Source organism: Sphingobacterium sp. E70, from assembly GCF_019285695.1.
Classification (GTDB): domain Bacteria; phylum Bacteroidota; class Bacteroidia; order Sphingobacteriales; family Sphingobacteriaceae; genus Sphingobacterium; species Sphingobacterium detergens.
The window spans coordinates 3,243,881-3,259,113 of the sequence record NZ_CP079104.1 but is presented as its reverse complement, the minus strand read 5'-3'; the positions used below and the strand labels follow the sequence as shown (position 1 = coordinate 3,259,113).

The following is a 15,233-nucleotide window of genomic DNA, read 5'->3' as shown; positions in this document are numbered from 1 at the left end:
TATAAATATTTTTCACAAAACATCATTAACCACTAACTAACAGACACTTACAACATAAAAAATAGATTTTATACATTATATTTTTGTATAAACCATTCAGATCTATTCCTGTACATGAGATTTCCCCTTAGGTTTAGCTTTGCTTTTTCATGTGCGACCAACATTGTCTTATCCGACAACCTAAACACTTTAGTAAGAAAAAATTGCATCTTCTATTTTCTTGGAAGCCATTTGGCGTGACTATTACTAGATCTAGAAAATGAAAAAGGCTAGAATAAAAAGTCCGCCAAGGATGGCAGACTTTTTTAAAAATGTTATTTAGCTCCGAAAGTATTCGGCCCATATACTTACCAATAAGCTATCGGAACAGCACCAATGCGATCAACAAAGTCACTACGACATTAAAGGTCTGCGCAATCAAAAATGCATAAAGGGGTTTCTTATTATCTTGTACAAAAAGGTCTTTGAAATTTGTTTCCAGACCGATCGAAGTAAATGCCAAGGTAAACCAGAGTCCTGCAGGTTTTTCAGACTACCTTTGACGACATCAATTTTTTCAGGAGAAATTACAAAGGAAAATAATAGCGATGCAAATACAAACCCAAGCACAAATTTAGGAAAGCGTTCCCAGATAATCTTTAACGTCGGTTTATCCCGCTTTGTTTCGTCATCCACAGATTTTGCATAGGTCCAATAAATACTGATCGCAAATGCTGCTAGTCCCAACAATACGTTTTGCGAGAATTTGACAATTGTACTGATCTTTAAAGCCTCCTCTCCAACAAGGGATCCTGAAGCAACAACAGCTCCTGTTGTATCGATACTACCCCCTAGCCACGCGCCGGTCACTTCCTGTGACAAGCCCATCCATTCAGCCATATAGGGCATAAAAATCATCATTGGAATTGCGGTGATCAGCACCAAAGAAATCACATAAGAGAGTTTTTTACTATCACCTTTAATGGCTCCGGAAGTAGCAATAGCCGCTGAAACACCACAAATAGAAACTGCACTGGACAACATCAGAGACATCTCCTTGTCTATTTTCAATTTTTGCAGAGCCAAAAGCGAAATACCACACTGACAACACAACTGCCAAAGCTTGGATAAGCCCTAAAGAGCCCGCTTTAAGGATATCCCCAAAGATGACGGTGGTACCCAATAGGATCAATCCGATCTTGACATATAGTTCTGTACTTAAGGCTTCTTTAAACCAAGCAGGTAGCTTAAAACAATTGCTAATGACCAAACCTATAATCAAACTAAAAATAACAGCCTCGAGATTATATTCTTTCACTGTCGAATTGCCCGCTAATATCAGCGCGAATACAGTCAAAATAAACACTACAGGAAATACGACCAGTAGATATTTAACAGATTTACCGAGCAAAAATGCCCCCAAAATACCTGTCACAAAGACAAAGATAAACTGCTGGAAAATCTTGTTGAGGTTGGCCGAATCAAAAATTGTGGAGGTCAATTCGGAAGAGTTACTCCAGGAAAAATTAGGTACAGGTGCAAAAATACCTGAAAGTGCTAAAAAAATGGTAGCAAGTCCCAAAACGACGACTACCCAGTCTTCTGTAAGTGCAAATGATCTTGACGATGCCATATAACGGTTAGTATTAAAAGGCTAAATTTAATATAATTGCTGCTACTTTTCGGTATTGTAACACAAAAATGGCCGAAGATTTCTCTCCGGCCACACAACCAAAACCAATAATCATTATCAATCAAAAACAATATTTATTTTCTTCTATTAATTTTTTGGCAATCCGCTGACGTGCATCTTTGATATTAAATGGCTGCGCTTTGGTGAACCTACGTAATCCAACGAGCATCATATTCAACTCATCGCCCTCACCAAAAGAATACAGAGCTTCTTTACCCGCTGCGTTTATTTTATCGATCGCACCATAGAGATAGATCTTCGCCATATCTGTCGCGTACTCGGCCTTTTCAGAACCAGTATGGACAAGCTTTTCCGCACGTAACAGTACAGATTCCGCAATGTATACGTAACCGATAATATCTGCGATATTCATCAGGATCTCTTCTTCTTTTGAAAGCGACATCATCAGCTTTTGAACGGCGGCTCCAGCAATGAGTAAGCCTGCTTTTTTGAGGTTAGCGACAATTTTCTTCTCTGCTGCGAATGGTGCATCATCTTCTTCTCCGAAGTCAGGAATAGCCAACAGTTCACTTGCCACTGCCTGCGCTGGCCCCATCAGATCCAGCTCACCTTTCATTGCCCGTTTTAACAACATATCTACAACAAGCAGTCTATTCACCTCATTGGTTCCCTCGAAGATCCGGTTGATACGTGAATCGCGATAAGCACGCTCCATCGGCGCATCAGCTGAATAACCCATTCCACCATAGATCTGCACACCTTCATCCACCACATAATCTAACATCTCGGAACACCATACTTTGATAATGGCGCACTCGATCGCAAATTGTTCAACGGATTTCAACTTGGCCTTTGCTTCGTCCATACCACCCGCAATCAATGCATCATAGGCATCATCAATATTTTGACCCGCACGATAGGATGCTGATTCCACAGCAAATAAACGTGTCGCCATCTCTGCCAGTTTGTATCGAATAGCACCAAACTTAGAAATCGGCAAGTTAAACTGCACACGTTCATTGGCATATTGGACCGCATGATTGATCACCATACGAGCTGAACCATTTGTCGCAGCCCCCAACTTGATCCGTCCAATATTCAGGATATTTACGGCAATCTTAAATCCATTTTCCCGCTCGGATAGCATGTTTTCAACCGGGACAGCGCAATCATTAAAGAAAATTTGGCGTGTAGAGGATCCCTTGATGCCCAATTTATGTTCTTCGGGGTTCATGGTGATCCCACCAAAATCTTTTTCGACAATAAATGCTGTCAGGTTTTTATCATCATCGATTTTTGCAAACACAATAAAGATATCTGCAAATCCACCATTGGTAATCCACATTTTCTGACCGTTGATCAGATAATGGGTTCCTTCAGCATTTAGTTTTGCGGAAGTGCGGCCAGAATTGGCATCCGATCCCGCATTTGGTTCTGTCAGACAATAGGAAGCCTTCCATTCGCCTGTGGCGAGCTTGGGAATATATTTCGCTTTCTGCTCCGCATTACCATAATAAAGGATAGGCAAAGTACCAATACCCGTATGTGCAGACAAAGCGACGGCAAAAGAAAAACCTCCGCCCACGGCCTCTGCTACGAGCATCGAGGTATTGAAGTTCTTGCCAAACCCACCATACTCTTCTGGGATCGACACCCCAAGCATTCCCAGTTCACCCGCTTTATCCATCAAGCTAGGCATCAAGCCCTCTTCCTGTGCGTCAATACGATCAAGTTTATTTAGCACTTCGGTATCTAAGAAATCCAAACAGGTCTGACGAATCATTTTCGCTTCTTCATCAAACTCCTCTGGAATAAAAATAGCTGTATAGGAGTCTCTCTAATAACGAACTCACCGCCTTTGATTGCTTTATTTTCGCTCATTGTTTTTTAGATTTGAGGTGCAAGCCCTGAGTGGCTTTTGGCCACCCAGGTTTACACAATATTTTGAATATTTTTTTACCCGCTATGAGACTAGCAAATAAAATGGTTTATACTGTTATTTTTAGTGTTCGAACTTAGTCCAGTAGTTCAAAGATACCGGCCGCTCCTTGACCAGTTCCAACACACATGGTCACCATACCATATTTTTTGCCACGACGTTTCAATTCATGCAAAACCTGCACGGTCAACTTCGCTCCTGTACAGCCTAGTGGATGCCCCAAGGCTATCGCCCCGCCATTGACATTGACTTTTTCCTCATCAAGTCCCAACTCACGAATAACAGCCAAAGACTGAGAAGCGAAAGCTTCATTCAATTCAAATAAATCAATATCTTCTTTTTAAGACCCGCCCGCTCCAAAGCTTTTGGTATCGCATAGATTGGTCCGATTCCCATGATCCGTGGCGGCACCCTGCAACAGCAAAACTGACCAACTTGGCAATGGGTTTAACCCCTAGCTCTTTCACTTTTGCCTCCGACATGACCAACACAAATGCCGCTCCATCCGAGGTCTGCGATGAATTTCCTGCTGTCACTGAACCATTGGCTGCGAAGACAGGCCTCAACTTACCCAGAGCTTCCAAGGATGTGTCTGCACGAGGCCCCTCATCGGTATCTACAACATATTCACGTGTCGTGATCTTCCCGTCTTTCAGATAGTTTTCTTTGACAGTGATCGGCACAATACCATCTTTAAGGTGACCATTTTGAATAGCTGCTATTGCTTTTTGATTGGATTTAAGAGCAAAGGCATCTTGATCTTCACGGGAAACATTGTAGTCTTTCGCTACAGCCTCCGCAGTCAGCCCCATACCCCAATACCAATCGGGATGCTCTTTGGCCACCTCAGGATTGGGAACAATCTTCCAGCCCCGAAAGGCATTCCGGACATCACTTCAACACCTCCTGCGATAATGACATCAGCCATCCCCGTTTTGATCTTTGCAACCGCCGTAGCGATAGTCTCCAATCCAGAGGCACAATATCGATTGACAGTGACACCAGGCACCTTATCTGTATCTAACCCCATCAGGGAAATAAAACGTGCCATGTTCAGTCCCTGTTCTGCCTCAGGCATTGCATTACCCACAATGACATCATCTATATCTTCTTTATTTAAGTTCGGCACAGTGGACACAAGATGTTTAATTACATCTGATGCTAAATCATCAGCCCGCATAAAGCGAAATCCTCCTCGAGGCGCTTTACCTACTGCTGTACGAAATCCTGCTACTATGTATGCTTCCATTATTTGAGTATTAAGATGTGAGATTGGAGATATGAGATTTGAGATATTCCAATGTCACATATTAGTTTTTAAATTTTTAAGAAATCCAAAAATCATCTTTTGAATCTCATCTATATGAGAACACAATTGTTCTACTTTCTCCTTACTTATTAAACCCAGGTTATGAGCTATAATTAGCTGAGTCTGCAACTCGAAAGAAGATCCATTTGCAATACCGAGAAAATGAACAAATTCATTTTTCGAATTTCTTCCTGCTCCTTCAGCAATATTAGATGCAATAGACACAACCGAACGTTTAATTTGAGATGTAAGCCCATATTTTTCATCCATTGGAAAATCTACCACAGCTTTATATACCGCTGTGGATAATTCTATTGTCTTTGCCAAACTTTCAATTCTTTCAATGCATGCATGATCTCTTATCTCAAATCTAATAGCTCACATCTACAATCTAATTCCTTAAAGGCTTTCCTTTCGTCAACATGTACTGGATTCTTTCAAGTGTTTTACGCTCAGCACAGAGTTCGAGGAAGGTTTTGCGTTCAAGATCCAACAAGTACTGCTCGGAGACTTCTGTTGGCGATGACAGATTGCCACCACACATCACCCAACCTAGTTTTTCCGATATTTTGCGATCGTAATCAGAGATATAATTTCCTTCACGCATGGATGATGCACCCACATATACAATCCCTAAACCTTGATTACCCAACACTTTGATATCGTTTCGTGGTGCAGGCTGAACATAACCGTCATCCGCCAACTCCAATGCCTTTGCCTTTGCATCGGCAAGTAGGCGCGCACGGTTCATCGTGATCGCAAACTTATCTTTTGTAGATACCCCAGTTCGTAGGCCTCGTAAGCAGAAGTCGAGACTTTCGCCTGGCCAATGGTCAGGAATTTGTCCTTTAAGGTATTTTGAACGATTTGGTCATCTTTAAATTCTTCGGAAGCACGCAATGCAAATTCCTTAGTTCCGCCGCCACCTGGGATAACACCTACCCCAGTTCCACTAAGCCCATATAGGTTTCGGCGTGAGCCTGCACAAAATCGGCATGCATCGAAAATTCACATCCACCACCCAAGGTCATCTGAAATGGTGCTACGACAACCGGAATGGATGAATAACGCAAGCGCATTGAAGTATTTTGAAAGGCTCGAACAGCCATATTTAACTCATCAAAATCCTGTTCCACAGCCATCATAAAAATCATCCCGATATTTGCTCCAGCAGAGAAATTTTTCCCGTCATTGGAAACCACTAGTCCACGATATTCCTTTTCCGCAAGATCTATTGCCTTATTCAATCCCTGGATCACATCACCACCGATGGTATTCATTTTGGTATGGAACTCACAATTGATGATTCCATCACCGAGATCAATAATTGAAACACCTGTATTTTTCCAGATTGTTTTGCTTTCACGGATATGATCTAACACAATCAAATCCTCTGTTCCAGGAATAGCTTTATAGGATTTGGATGCAATATCATAATAATGGCGAACGCCATTTTCTATCTTATAGAAAGATTCATGTCCCGCATCCAACATTTCATGCACCCAGGATGCTACCTCACCATCCTGGCCCGGCAACCGTTTCTCTTCAGCCTTAATCTTAGCCAAGGTCTCACGCACACCTAAAGCATCCCATACTTCAAATGGCCCGAGTTCCCAGCCAAAGCCAGCACGCATCGCATCATCAATACGGAAGAAATCATCTGTAATCTCAGGAACACGGCGTGAAACGTATTCAAACAATGTAGTGCATGGCACGGAAAAGCTCCGCCGCCTTGTCTGTCCCTTGTTCATAGACTTTCATCCGCTTACGAATATCTTCAACTGGCTTAGTAGCCTCTAAAGTTGTTGACTTAACTTTTTGTTGTGAGCCAAATGTTAATGTTTTAAGATTTAGGAAAGAATTTCAGAATTACCATCAGCGGCTTTTACCTTTTCGTAAAATCCTTTTTTGTTTTTTCACCCAGCCACTTATTTTCAACCATCTTACTGATAAAGGCAGGAAGCTGGAAGACACCTTTGGCTTCATCTTCAGGCGCATTCTGTGCCAGCCCATTGGCTACATTCACCAAGGTATCAAGACCTACAACATCCGCAGTACGGAAAGTTGCTGATTTAGGATGTCCCATCGCGGGGCCAGTATATTTATCCACTTCCTCCACTGTCAAACCCAAAGGTTCGACCAGATGAGTCACTGCCAACATCGAATAAACGCCTATCCGGTTACCGATAAATGCGGGGTATCTTTACATAGAACGACTGTCTTCCCTAATATCTTATCGCCAAAATGAAGAACGAAATCGACAACCTCTGGCTTGGTATGCGGCGTCGGAATTACCTCCAATAAAGGTAGATAACGCGGCGGGTTGAAGAAGTGTGTCCCACAAAAATGATCTTTAAAATCTTCACTACGTCCCTCTGTCATGAGATGAATAGGAATACCAGAAGTATTGGAAGTAATCAATGTACCCGGTTTACGGAACTGTTCTACTCGATCAAAAACAGATTTTTAATATCCAAGCGCTCCACAACCACTTCAATGATCCAGTCCACTTGCGCGATATCTTGGAGGTTATCATCAAAATTTCCTGTTTTGATACGTTTTACAAATGATTTGCTGTAAATTGGTGAAGGATTTGTCTTTAATGCAGTCTCTAACGAACTGTTAACAATCCGATCCCGAACGGCCTTACTCTCTAACGTTAGACCCTTAGCTTGTTCTGCTGGCAGCAGTTCGCGGGGAACAATATCCAACAGCAAAACCTCGACACCAATGTTAGCAAAATGACAAGCAATTCGCGAGCCCATAACACCCGAACCGAGAACTGCCACTTTTCTAATATTTCTGTTCATCATAACATATTTATCATGCACATCTGTACATTTGGTTTAACTTCTATACGATTACTTCTTCCTTATAACTAGTCGCCAGTTCATTGAGCTTAGCCAAAGAAGCAATCAATTGATCACGTTCATTTTCCGAAAAATTATCAGCGAGGTACTGATTAAAGTTGCGCACCACATCCTTGGCTATCCTTCTTTTCTCCCGACCCAGATCTGTCAGATACACCTTTACAGAGCGTTTATCCGTTTCGCTGGTCTCCTGTAAATGAATCCTAAGGATTCTAAGTTATTTAACACCCGGGACAAACTCGTTGTTTTGACCCCCGTCAAATTCAATCTGAGAAACAGGAGTACCCTCTTTATGGATATTGATTAAAATATAACCAGCAGCTTGGGTAAAGCCATATTGCGAGGCAATTTGATTATATTTATTGGCAATCGTTTGCCAACCTGTTTTTAAAAAATAGTCGATTGTCTGATTTTGGTCCATAGCGTAATCACAAGCGATTTATTATTATGCTTGCATAACAAATATAATAGTTAAGAATTAGAATAACAAGCTAGAAAATGTAATTTTTATGAATTATAGCCTAGTACCTTCCAAGGAGTGTATTTCTTGCATTTTTATGACCAAAACCCAATTGTGGAAAACTTTTAACAACTGAAACACAGATAAATAAAGTAAAACGTAAAACTTTTATTAACAATCGATGTGTAATATTCAAAATTAATTGCGTTAAATTTGTCCTAAACAAACATCAACTTCGTATGGCTTTAGTAAACATACCTCGCTTGGACTTGTTGCATTACACACAAGGAACCCAAGAACAACGAAATCAATTCATTCAGGATATTGGCAAGGCTTTTAATGAGACAGGCTTTGTAACGATTGCAAACCATGGTTTATCAAAAGAATTAATTGAAGAATTATATCAGGTCGTTCCAGAATTCTTTGGTTTGCCAACTGAAACAAAAGAAAAGTATGAATTTCCTGAACTTGCGGGTCAACGTGGATATACTGCTAAGGGAAGAGAAAAAGCGAAAGATGCTAAAACACCAGATTTAAAAGAATTCTGGCAACGTGGTCAAACTATCGTTGGTGAAGAATATTCAAAAGCTGACTTTCCAGACAATCCTCAAGTGGAAGAAATTCCGCGTTTTAATGGCGTAACGGCTGAAGTTTATAAAAACTAGAAGACACAGGTCGCGAACTACTAAAAGCTATTGCCACTTATTTAGATCTTGAAGAAAGTTATTTTGAGAAATTTGTGATCAATGGTAACTCAATTTTGCGTGCAATCCATTATTTTCCAATTGCAGATCCAGACGCATTAGCTCCTGATGCAGTACGTGCAGGTGCTCATGAAGACATCAATTTGATTACACTATTAATTGGTGCTAGCGCCGATGGACTAGAAGTCTTAACAAAAGATGGTGAATGGTTCCCGATCAAAGCGAAGGGCGAAGATATTGTCATCAACGTGGGAGATATGTTGCAGCGTTTGACCAACAACAAACTGAAGTCAACAACTCACCGTGTAGTCAATCCTCCGCGTGAAAAAATGGGTACTTCCCGCTTTTCGATTCCTTTCTTTTTACATCCAAAATCTTCTATGAGCTTAGCTTCGTTGGACTCTTGTATTGACGCAGCTCATCCAAAGGCCTATGAAGACTATACCGCAGGTGAATATCTGGATGAAAGATTGAGAGAGATCGGTTTAAAAATGTAAAACAAAATTCATCTTTACTGAATGTTATCATAAAAAAGCCGATCGGATGATCGGCTTTTTTATGATAACATTCTAAATTATTTCAGTTTGTAACCAACTCCTACATTCATAAAGATATTATGCAGCCCGAAACTGATACTTTCAAAACCATTCTTCATAATATTATTGAAACCATAATCAAGTTGAGCCAATGCAAAAATTTACGATTGACCGCATATTGAGTACCCAGACTTAGTCCAACATCAATATTCCGTACGCTTTCTTTAAAATCATAATCTGCATTATCTACAATAATCTTGTCACCAGTAGGCTGCTCATGCCGTAGATATCCGTTATAAGCTTCTCCATAAAACTCTTTTTTTACTGCAAAAGAAATATATGGACCAGCTTGAACATTCCAATGGTTAGAGAGTTGGTAGGTCGCCTGAATGGGCACAGAAAGATAAAGATTATGTACTTTTGTAGTAATATCTCCTGTATAGTATCCTCTTAGCTCATCTTTTGAATCATTGACAGCGTTAAACGTTGTTTTATATCCTTTTACTGTTGCTTTGGTATCCATCCCCTTACCTTCAAAGGTGAGCCCCAAAGACAGTCCCCATTTGGAATCAATGTGATAATTCGCTTTTGCGCCCACAAAAAAGGCACATTCGGGCTGTAACTTTTAATCTTCCGAATTTCTCTCGGTAAAGACAATGGAGCCGCTCCCCTATCTTGGTCCCCAACATGACCTGAACATCTAATCTATCATCCTTACTATCTATTTGCTGAGCATTTACAAGCGTTGAAATAGAAGCCATTACGGCTAATAAAACTATATATATATAAATTTTCATTATTTCTGGGTTACAATTTTGAGATCATCTACGATCAACTTACTACCAACAGCTCCGATAAAATTATCACCGTATTTACTTGAAGACATGACAATAGCGATGCTGTAATCTAAATTCGTGACATCCGATCCCGTCACCTTCGCCGAATATTTAAATGGTAAAACAAACTTTACAAAGTTATTACCAGCTGTGGCTCCGCCATTTTCTAGCCGGGCAATAGCAACAATACTCGGATCTGTCAAAATATTATGTCCTGTTAAATATGACACCCTATTTTCAGGTTTAGGCTCCGAAGCCATCAACTTTTTCCGATTGTAGAATACAGCATATATATCACATGAATCCTTCATATTTACAGGCTTTAAATTTTCATCCGTTACATTCGCTCCTGCAGTATACTTATAATACCCTCTAAAGCTAAAGGAATCTGATTAAAGGGGAGACCAAATTGCGTTGCAGACAAAGGATCCGTCAATACGGGACCTGTATCAAATGATCCTATAAATAGATTACCTGCTGCAATAGGTTTTTAAACATTGCCCCAAAAGATCCCGTGAGTTTTGTCTCCAATAAAGCTGCCTTAGTTCCAGAATGAGCATCTGTTGTGGTTTTCGTTGGATAGGATTCTGGCTCCTTTACGCCTCCACCGAAACTCAAAGTAAGTGAAAACTTGGGTTTCCCGAGCCCCAGTTGTAAAAATCCTCGCCATCTATTTTATTAAAGAAAACAGTATATTTCTCATCTTTATCAATTGAAATATCTTCAAATCCATATTCTGTAGGGACAAAACCGCCATCTGTTTTAACTAACTTAATGAGGTAATTCTTTTCAAACTTTTTATCTTGTGAAATAACTTTGTAATATACTCCGTTCTTCAATAATTGATCTATTATGACTTTATTAACATCCTGTTCACCAGCCGGCATTTTCAAAGAATCTTGTAACAGTTCAATAGAAGCACCTGGAGTTAAATCAAACTTCATATTCAACTTTTTCAAATCATGGATACTCGGTTGAAGATAAACGGTGACCTGGTTATTCGTAATCACTGGGTTCAGAAGAAAAATATCTTCCTCTGCTTGAATCCCGACTATATCAGCCTCCATATTTAATGCTTCTTCTTTTATGCAACTCCCCAGACTAAAAAGTAGCATAAAACAAATTACCCAAAGGTAAATTCGTCTTTGTTTCATAAAAAATAGTATTAGTATAAATATATTCCCAATGCGTTCGATTACGCATTGAGATGACGGCAAAGCTACCATTATAGCCCCCAAGAAAAGTCATTTCTATCACCTTTTCCTTCAAAGCAACTAATTCTTTACACTCCAGAAGGCTACTAACCCGCCTGAATTTCCTGTTTAACTTTAGTCGGCAAACTTTCAAAAATCAGACTATAACTGTGCAAAACAAGTTCTTCCAGTGCCCGATCATTCAGTTCACGATTCGCAACGACGGTATTCCAGTGCTTTTTGTTCATATGATACCCCGGAAATACAGTCTGATCATATCTTTCCCTGAGTTCCACCGCTTTCTCTGGATCGCATTTTACATTAAATCGCAGCATATCGACCTGATCTAACCCAACCAATAAAAATATCTTACCCCAACCTTAAACACCAGCGTATCTGGCCCGAAAGGTGTCTCCTCTGTAACTGGCCCAATGGACAAACAATAATCTCTTAGATCTTCAATATTCATATCTCCTTAATTTAAGTTCACTCATTTTCAATCACTAACAAATAGATTTATATATAAATTTGACAATATTCAATATAAATCTAACAAAACAACAGCGTAGTTTGTGCCTAAATTTGTAGTATATCAAAAAGCATACAAAGAAACTAAAATGAATAAGAAAGATTATTAACCCATTTCTCAAAATGAAAAATTTATACATTAAAATAGTGTTACTCGCTATCATATCAACACTTTCAGTACAGTGCAAAAGTATGGACACAACAAATCAAGACAATATCGCCCCGAACGACATCATTGAAGCCGTTTCCAAGGGCCAAATCAGCACCGTAAAAACACTATTGGACAATGGAGCGAATGCAAACCAAAAAGGTAAGGATTCAAAACCGCTGTTGTTGATCGCCACAGAAAAGAAAGACCTCGCTATGGCGAAATTACTTATACAATATGGTGCGAATGTGAATCAGCAGGACAATATCTTAGATAGCCCCTTTTATATGCTGGCGCTTCGGGCTATACTGAACTGGTTAAACTTTACCTCGATCACGGTGCGGATTTCAAGATTTTCAATCGGTACAATGGGACAGCACTTATTCCGGCCTGTGAACGCGGTCATGTGGAGACTGTAAGACTATTGGCTAATACAACAGGGTTCCCTATTGACCATATCAATAGACTGGGCTGGACCGCGCTATTAGAGGCAATTATACTTGGAGATGGCAGTCAAAAATATGTGGATATTGTCCAGATACTACTGGACGCCAACAGCGATAAAAATATCGCCGACAATGAAGGTGTAACACCGCTTCAGCACGCGAGAAAAAAAAGGGTTTAATAAAATTGTAACACTACTAGAGGCAAAGAGCAGTATAAAGCAATAGCTGGGTTTCCGAAAATAAACCTTTATCACCCCTCTTCTATTTCTGCAAAAGAGCCTGAATCTCTTTTTGGATCTCCGTTCCCTTATCCGTGTTATACCATTTTTGGATCTCTTCTTTAATATCAGAGAAATCTTTCCCTTGTTCCTTCAGGCTCAAGAATAGGTCTTGACAGCCCTTTGGTCGTGGTCCCCAGACAGCTAAATCTGCACCATCCTGATTTCGGATTACTAGAATCGGAATTGATTTTCCGCCATTTGTTAAATACGAATCTATTAAAAAGGGAGCGCTATCACGCAATTGGATATCGACAGTAATATTGGGTTTTTGGGCCGCCATCTTAGCAAGCATTGGGACAGCGTGTGCCGCATCGCCACACCAAGGCTCCGTAATAATGATCCATTGTTGTCGTTCCGAAATCGTGTCAATAAACTGTTGAAAAGCCTCATTTGGTTCAAAACGTTTTAACCAACGGCCCATCCTTGTCCAGTTCATTTTAGTGTATTGATAGTACTCGTCATCCTGGTAGGTGGGGTGATTTTCAGGATGATTCAATATATCTTCGAAGTGTTGCAAATAATTTTCAAACGTCATAACATCAATTTTGTGCAAAGGTAATTTTTAGTTCCTAATTTGTCAAAAATCTCTATACCAAAGATTTTACACTCCTTGACAATAATTTCACATTTATTAACAATTAACTAAATTATCTTTGGCACATACAACCAGTAAATGAAAAGATTAATTCAATTATTCCTATTATTTTTTGTTATCAGCACAGCTTATTCCCAGACAAGCATAAAGGGGAAAATTTTAGATAAAGCTGACAATAAGCCATTGACCAATGCATCAATCATCCTATTGAATAAGGACTCTGTACTGCGTTATTTTAACAGAGCCAATGAAGAAGGGAAATTTCTGATCAAAAATATCAAACCCGGAAGCTATATACTTTTAGCCACCTACCCAAAGTTTGAACTTTATAGCGATACCATCGACATCAAGGATAAGGAAATCGACCTCAGTGATATTAAGATCAATTCGCAAAAAATGTCCTTGAAGAAGTTATCATTACACGTAGACTGCCCATCACACTCAAAGGAGACACGATAGAATATGATGCCGCGAGTTTTGCAACCGAGAAAACGCAAAACTCGAAGATCTTTTTCGACGATTGCCAGGTTTCACAGTGTCTGGAGATGGAAATATCACCGCTCAGGGTAAAGCAGTACAGAAAGTCTTTATTGATGGCGAAGAATTTTTGGTTATGACCCTAAAATTGCCATACGCAACGTCCGGGCTGATGCAGTAGACAAAGTACAATTGTATGAGAAAAAATCAGAAGAGGCCGAACTTTCGGGTATAGATGACGGTGTACGTATTCAGACCGTCAATGTGGTTTTAAAAGAAAAGGCCAGAAAGGGTATCTTCGGAAACGCAGAACTATTAGGCGGTACCAAGGAGCTCTACGCTGGAAATTTGTTTGCAGCCAAATTCAATCAGACGGAACGGATTGGCATCACCGCCAATCACAATAATATGGGGAGCTCTAATAGTCGTGAAGGCTCTTTGCGGATGAACAACCAGATTACAGGGCAACCACTAAATACATCCCTCGGCGCTAACTACGAAAACCAGTTTCTCAAAAAGGCTTTAAAGGTAAACGCCAATTATAATTACAATAACAGCAGCAACAAAAATCAGTCGGAAAATTACAACAAAAACATCCTCCCCGATAACTCGATCTTAGAACGAAATAGCAAAAATTACAACGAAAATAGTGCAAGAAGCAATGGTGTCAGATCCAATCTCTCCATGCGACTGGATTCAACCCAAAATATAGAACTACAGACCAACGGAAATTGGTCCAATAATTTCAGTTTAAGTCAGTCGGAAAGTGCCACCAATGATGGCGCCGGTGCCGCTGTTAGCTCCTTTAATGAAAAAAATGAATCAAATACTTCAAGCCAAAGCAATAATTTTCGTCTTAATTATAGAAAAGACTCAAAGCCGGCAGTTCATTAAATTTAATGGTCGGCAACAACTATAATGAATCAACTTCGGACAGCAAGGTTAACTCAGAAACAATTATCCATCAGAGCAATGACACCACGCGTATTAACCAAAATAGATGGGGCAATAACAAAGGCAACAACTTTTCTACTTCATTGAATTTCAATAACAGGCTCAATGATGCCATGAATTTAGCATTAGGCTACAGCTTCAATCAGTCAAACAACAGGAACGAACAGGTATCAACAGACATAGAAACTAAAGAGAAAGATCCCTTATACTCTAAAAATCAGATCGACAATAATACCAACCAGGGAGTTAATGTCCATTTGTCTTATCGGAAGGATAAATTTGAGGTCAATCTCTCCAACCGAACATTCTACAAAAATCAAAAGT

12 protein-coding genes and 7 pseudogenes are annotated in these 15,233 nt (G+C 39.9%); 6 read left to right on the top strand and 13 right to left on the bottom strand.

Features of this window, described 5'->3' with window-relative positions; all coding sequences use genetic code 11:
- Nucleotides 1–417: 417 nt before the first annotated feature.
- The 6 genes and pseudogenes from KUH03_RS23035 to KUH03_RS23010 form a co-directional block, all read right to left on the bottom strand.
- Nucleotides 418–1,612: pseudogene (locus tag KUH03_RS23035) on the bottom strand (YeiH family protein).
- A 121-nt stretch (nucleotides 1,613–1,733) separates the two neighbouring features.
- Nucleotides 1,734–3,514: pseudogene (locus tag KUH03_RS23030) on the bottom strand (acyl-CoA dehydrogenase family protein).
- A gap of 134 nt (nucleotides 3,515–3,648) precedes the next feature.
- Nucleotides 3,649–4,821 (bottom strand): annotated as a pseudogene (locus KUH03_RS23025) (acetyl-CoA C-acyltransferase).
- 54 nt (nucleotides 4,822–4,875) lie between these two features.
- Nucleotides 4,876–5,208, bottom strand: coding sequence for a four helix bundle protein (locus KUH03_RS23020; protein WP_257087013.1), 333 nt, complete (start codon nucleotides 5,206–5,208; stop codon nucleotides 4,876–4,878).
- Between the two features lie 64 nt (nucleotides 5,209–5,272).
- A pseudogene (locus tag KUH03_RS23015) lies at nucleotides 5,273–7,694 on the bottom strand (3-hydroxyacyl-CoA dehydrogenase NAD-binding domain-containing protein).
- Between the two features lie 40 nt (nucleotides 7,695–7,734).
- Nucleotides 7,735–8,172 (bottom strand): annotated as a pseudogene (locus KUH03_RS23010) (MarR family winged helix-turn-helix transcriptional regulator).
- Nucleotides 8,173–8,450: 278 nt separating this feature from the next.
- On the opposite strand from KUH03_RS23010, the pseudogene KUH03_RS23005 reads away from it, so the two are divergent.
- A pseudogene (locus KUH03_RS23005) lies at nucleotides 8,451–9,412 on the top strand (isopenicillin N synthase family dioxygenase).
- 154 nt (nucleotides 9,413–9,566) lie between these two features.
- Here KUH03_RS23005 and KUH03_RS23000 read toward each other — a convergent pair.
- The 6 genes and pseudogenes from KUH03_RS23000 to KUH03_RS22975 form a co-directional block, all read right to left on the bottom strand.
- Complete coding sequence (locus KUH03_RS23000) at nucleotides 9,567–10,049, bottom strand: PorT family protein (protein WP_257087012.1); 483 nt, start codon at nucleotides 10,047–10,049, stop codon at nucleotides 9,567–9,569.
- A gap of 198 nt (nucleotides 10,050–10,247) precedes the next feature.
- Nucleotides 10,248–10,723 (bottom strand): annotated as a pseudogene (locus tag KUH03_RS22995) (PCMD domain-containing protein).
- Nucleotides 10,724–10,746: 23 nt separating this feature from the next.
- Nucleotides 10,747–10,905, bottom strand: coding sequence for a hypothetical protein (locus KUH03_RS22990; protein ID WP_257087011.1), 159 nt, complete (start codon nucleotides 10,903–10,905; stop codon nucleotides 10,747–10,749).
- Nucleotides 10,902–11,525 (bottom strand): hypothetical protein, encoded by a 624-nt coding sequence (locus KUH03_RS22985; RefSeq protein WP_257087010.1) that lies wholly within the window; start codon nucleotides 11,523–11,525, stop codon nucleotides 10,902–10,904. Before KUH03_RS22985 ends, KUH03_RS22990 begins: the two co-directional genes overlap by 4 nt.
- A gap of 62 nt (nucleotides 11,526–11,587) precedes the next feature.
- A complete protein-coding gene (locus KUH03_RS22980; RefSeq protein ID WP_257087009.1) occupies nucleotides 11,588–11,839 on the bottom strand; it encodes an MmcQ/YjbR family DNA-binding protein in 252 nt (83 codons plus the stop codon).
- Entirely contained in the window at nucleotides 11,827–11,949 is a 123-nt protein-coding gene (locus KUH03_RS22975) for a hypothetical protein (protein WP_257087008.1), read from the bottom strand. Before KUH03_RS22975 ends, KUH03_RS22980 begins: the two co-directional genes overlap by 13 nt.
- A gap of 251 nt (nucleotides 11,950–12,200) precedes the next feature.
- Here KUH03_RS22975 and KUH03_RS22970 point away from each other — a divergent pair, with 251 nt between their 5' ends.
- Together KUH03_RS22970 and KUH03_RS22965 are read left to right on the top strand one after the other, a co-directional pair.
- Nucleotides 12,201–12,575, top strand: coding sequence for an ankyrin repeat domain-containing protein (locus KUH03_RS22970; RefSeq protein ID WP_257087007.1), 375 nt, complete (start codon nucleotides 12,201–12,203; stop codon nucleotides 12,573–12,575).
- A complete protein-coding gene (locus KUH03_RS22965; protein WP_257097256.1) occupies nucleotides 12,470–12,781 on the top strand; it encodes an ankyrin repeat domain-containing protein in 312 nt (103 codons plus the stop codon). The genes KUH03_RS22970 and KUH03_RS22965 overlap by 106 nt, the downstream gene beginning before the upstream one ends.
- Nucleotides 12,782–12,863: 82 nt before the next feature.
- On the opposite strand, the gene KUH03_RS22960 is transcribed toward KUH03_RS22965, so the two are convergent.
- The gene (locus KUH03_RS22960; protein ID WP_257087006.1) at nucleotides 12,864–13,418 is read right to left on the bottom strand and encodes a thioredoxin family protein; all 555 of its coding nucleotides are present in this window, start codon (nucleotides 13,416–13,418) and stop codon (nucleotides 12,864–12,866) included.
- Nucleotides 13,419–13,556: 138 nt separating this feature from the next.
- Here KUH03_RS22960 and KUH03_RS22955 point away from each other — a divergent pair, with 138 nt between their 5' ends.
- From KUH03_RS22955 to KUH03_RS22945, 3 genes are all read left to right on the top strand, one after another.
- The gene (locus KUH03_RS22955) at nucleotides 13,557–13,937 is read left to right on the top strand and encodes a carboxypeptidase-like regulatory domain-containing protein (protein ID WP_257087005.1); all 381 of its coding nucleotides are present in this window, start codon (nucleotides 13,557–13,559) and stop codon (nucleotides 13,935–13,937) included.
- A 61-nt stretch (nucleotides 13,938–13,998) separates the two neighbouring features.
- Nucleotides 13,999–14,136, top strand: coding sequence for a hypothetical protein (locus KUH03_RS22950; RefSeq protein WP_257087004.1), 138 nt, complete (start codon nucleotides 13,999–14,001; stop codon nucleotides 14,134–14,136).
- 11 nt (nucleotides 14,137–14,147) lie between these two features.
- Entirely contained in the window at nucleotides 14,148–14,849 is a 702-nt protein-coding gene (locus KUH03_RS22945) for a hypothetical protein (RefSeq protein WP_257087003.1), read from the top strand.
- Nucleotides 14,850–15,233 lie beyond the last annotated feature (384 nt).

Excerpts from the sequence above, each read along its gene's own strand:
- KUH03_RS22975 (WP_257087008.1), bottom strand. The coding sequence starts at position 11,949 with ATGAATATTGAAGATCTAAGAGATTATTGTTTGTCCATTGGGCCAGTT.
- KUH03_RS22970 (WP_257087007.1), top strand. The coding sequence starts at position 12,201 with ATGGACACAACAAATCAAGACAATATCGCCCCGAACGACATCATTGAA.
- KUH03_RS22960 (WP_257087006.1), bottom strand. The coding sequence starts at position 13,418 with ATGACGTTTGAAAATTATTTGCAACACTTCGAAGATATATTGAATCAT.
- KUH03_RS22955 (WP_257087005.1), top strand. The coding sequence starts at position 13,557 with ATGAAAAGATTAATTCAATTATTCCTATTATTTTTTGTTATCAGCACA.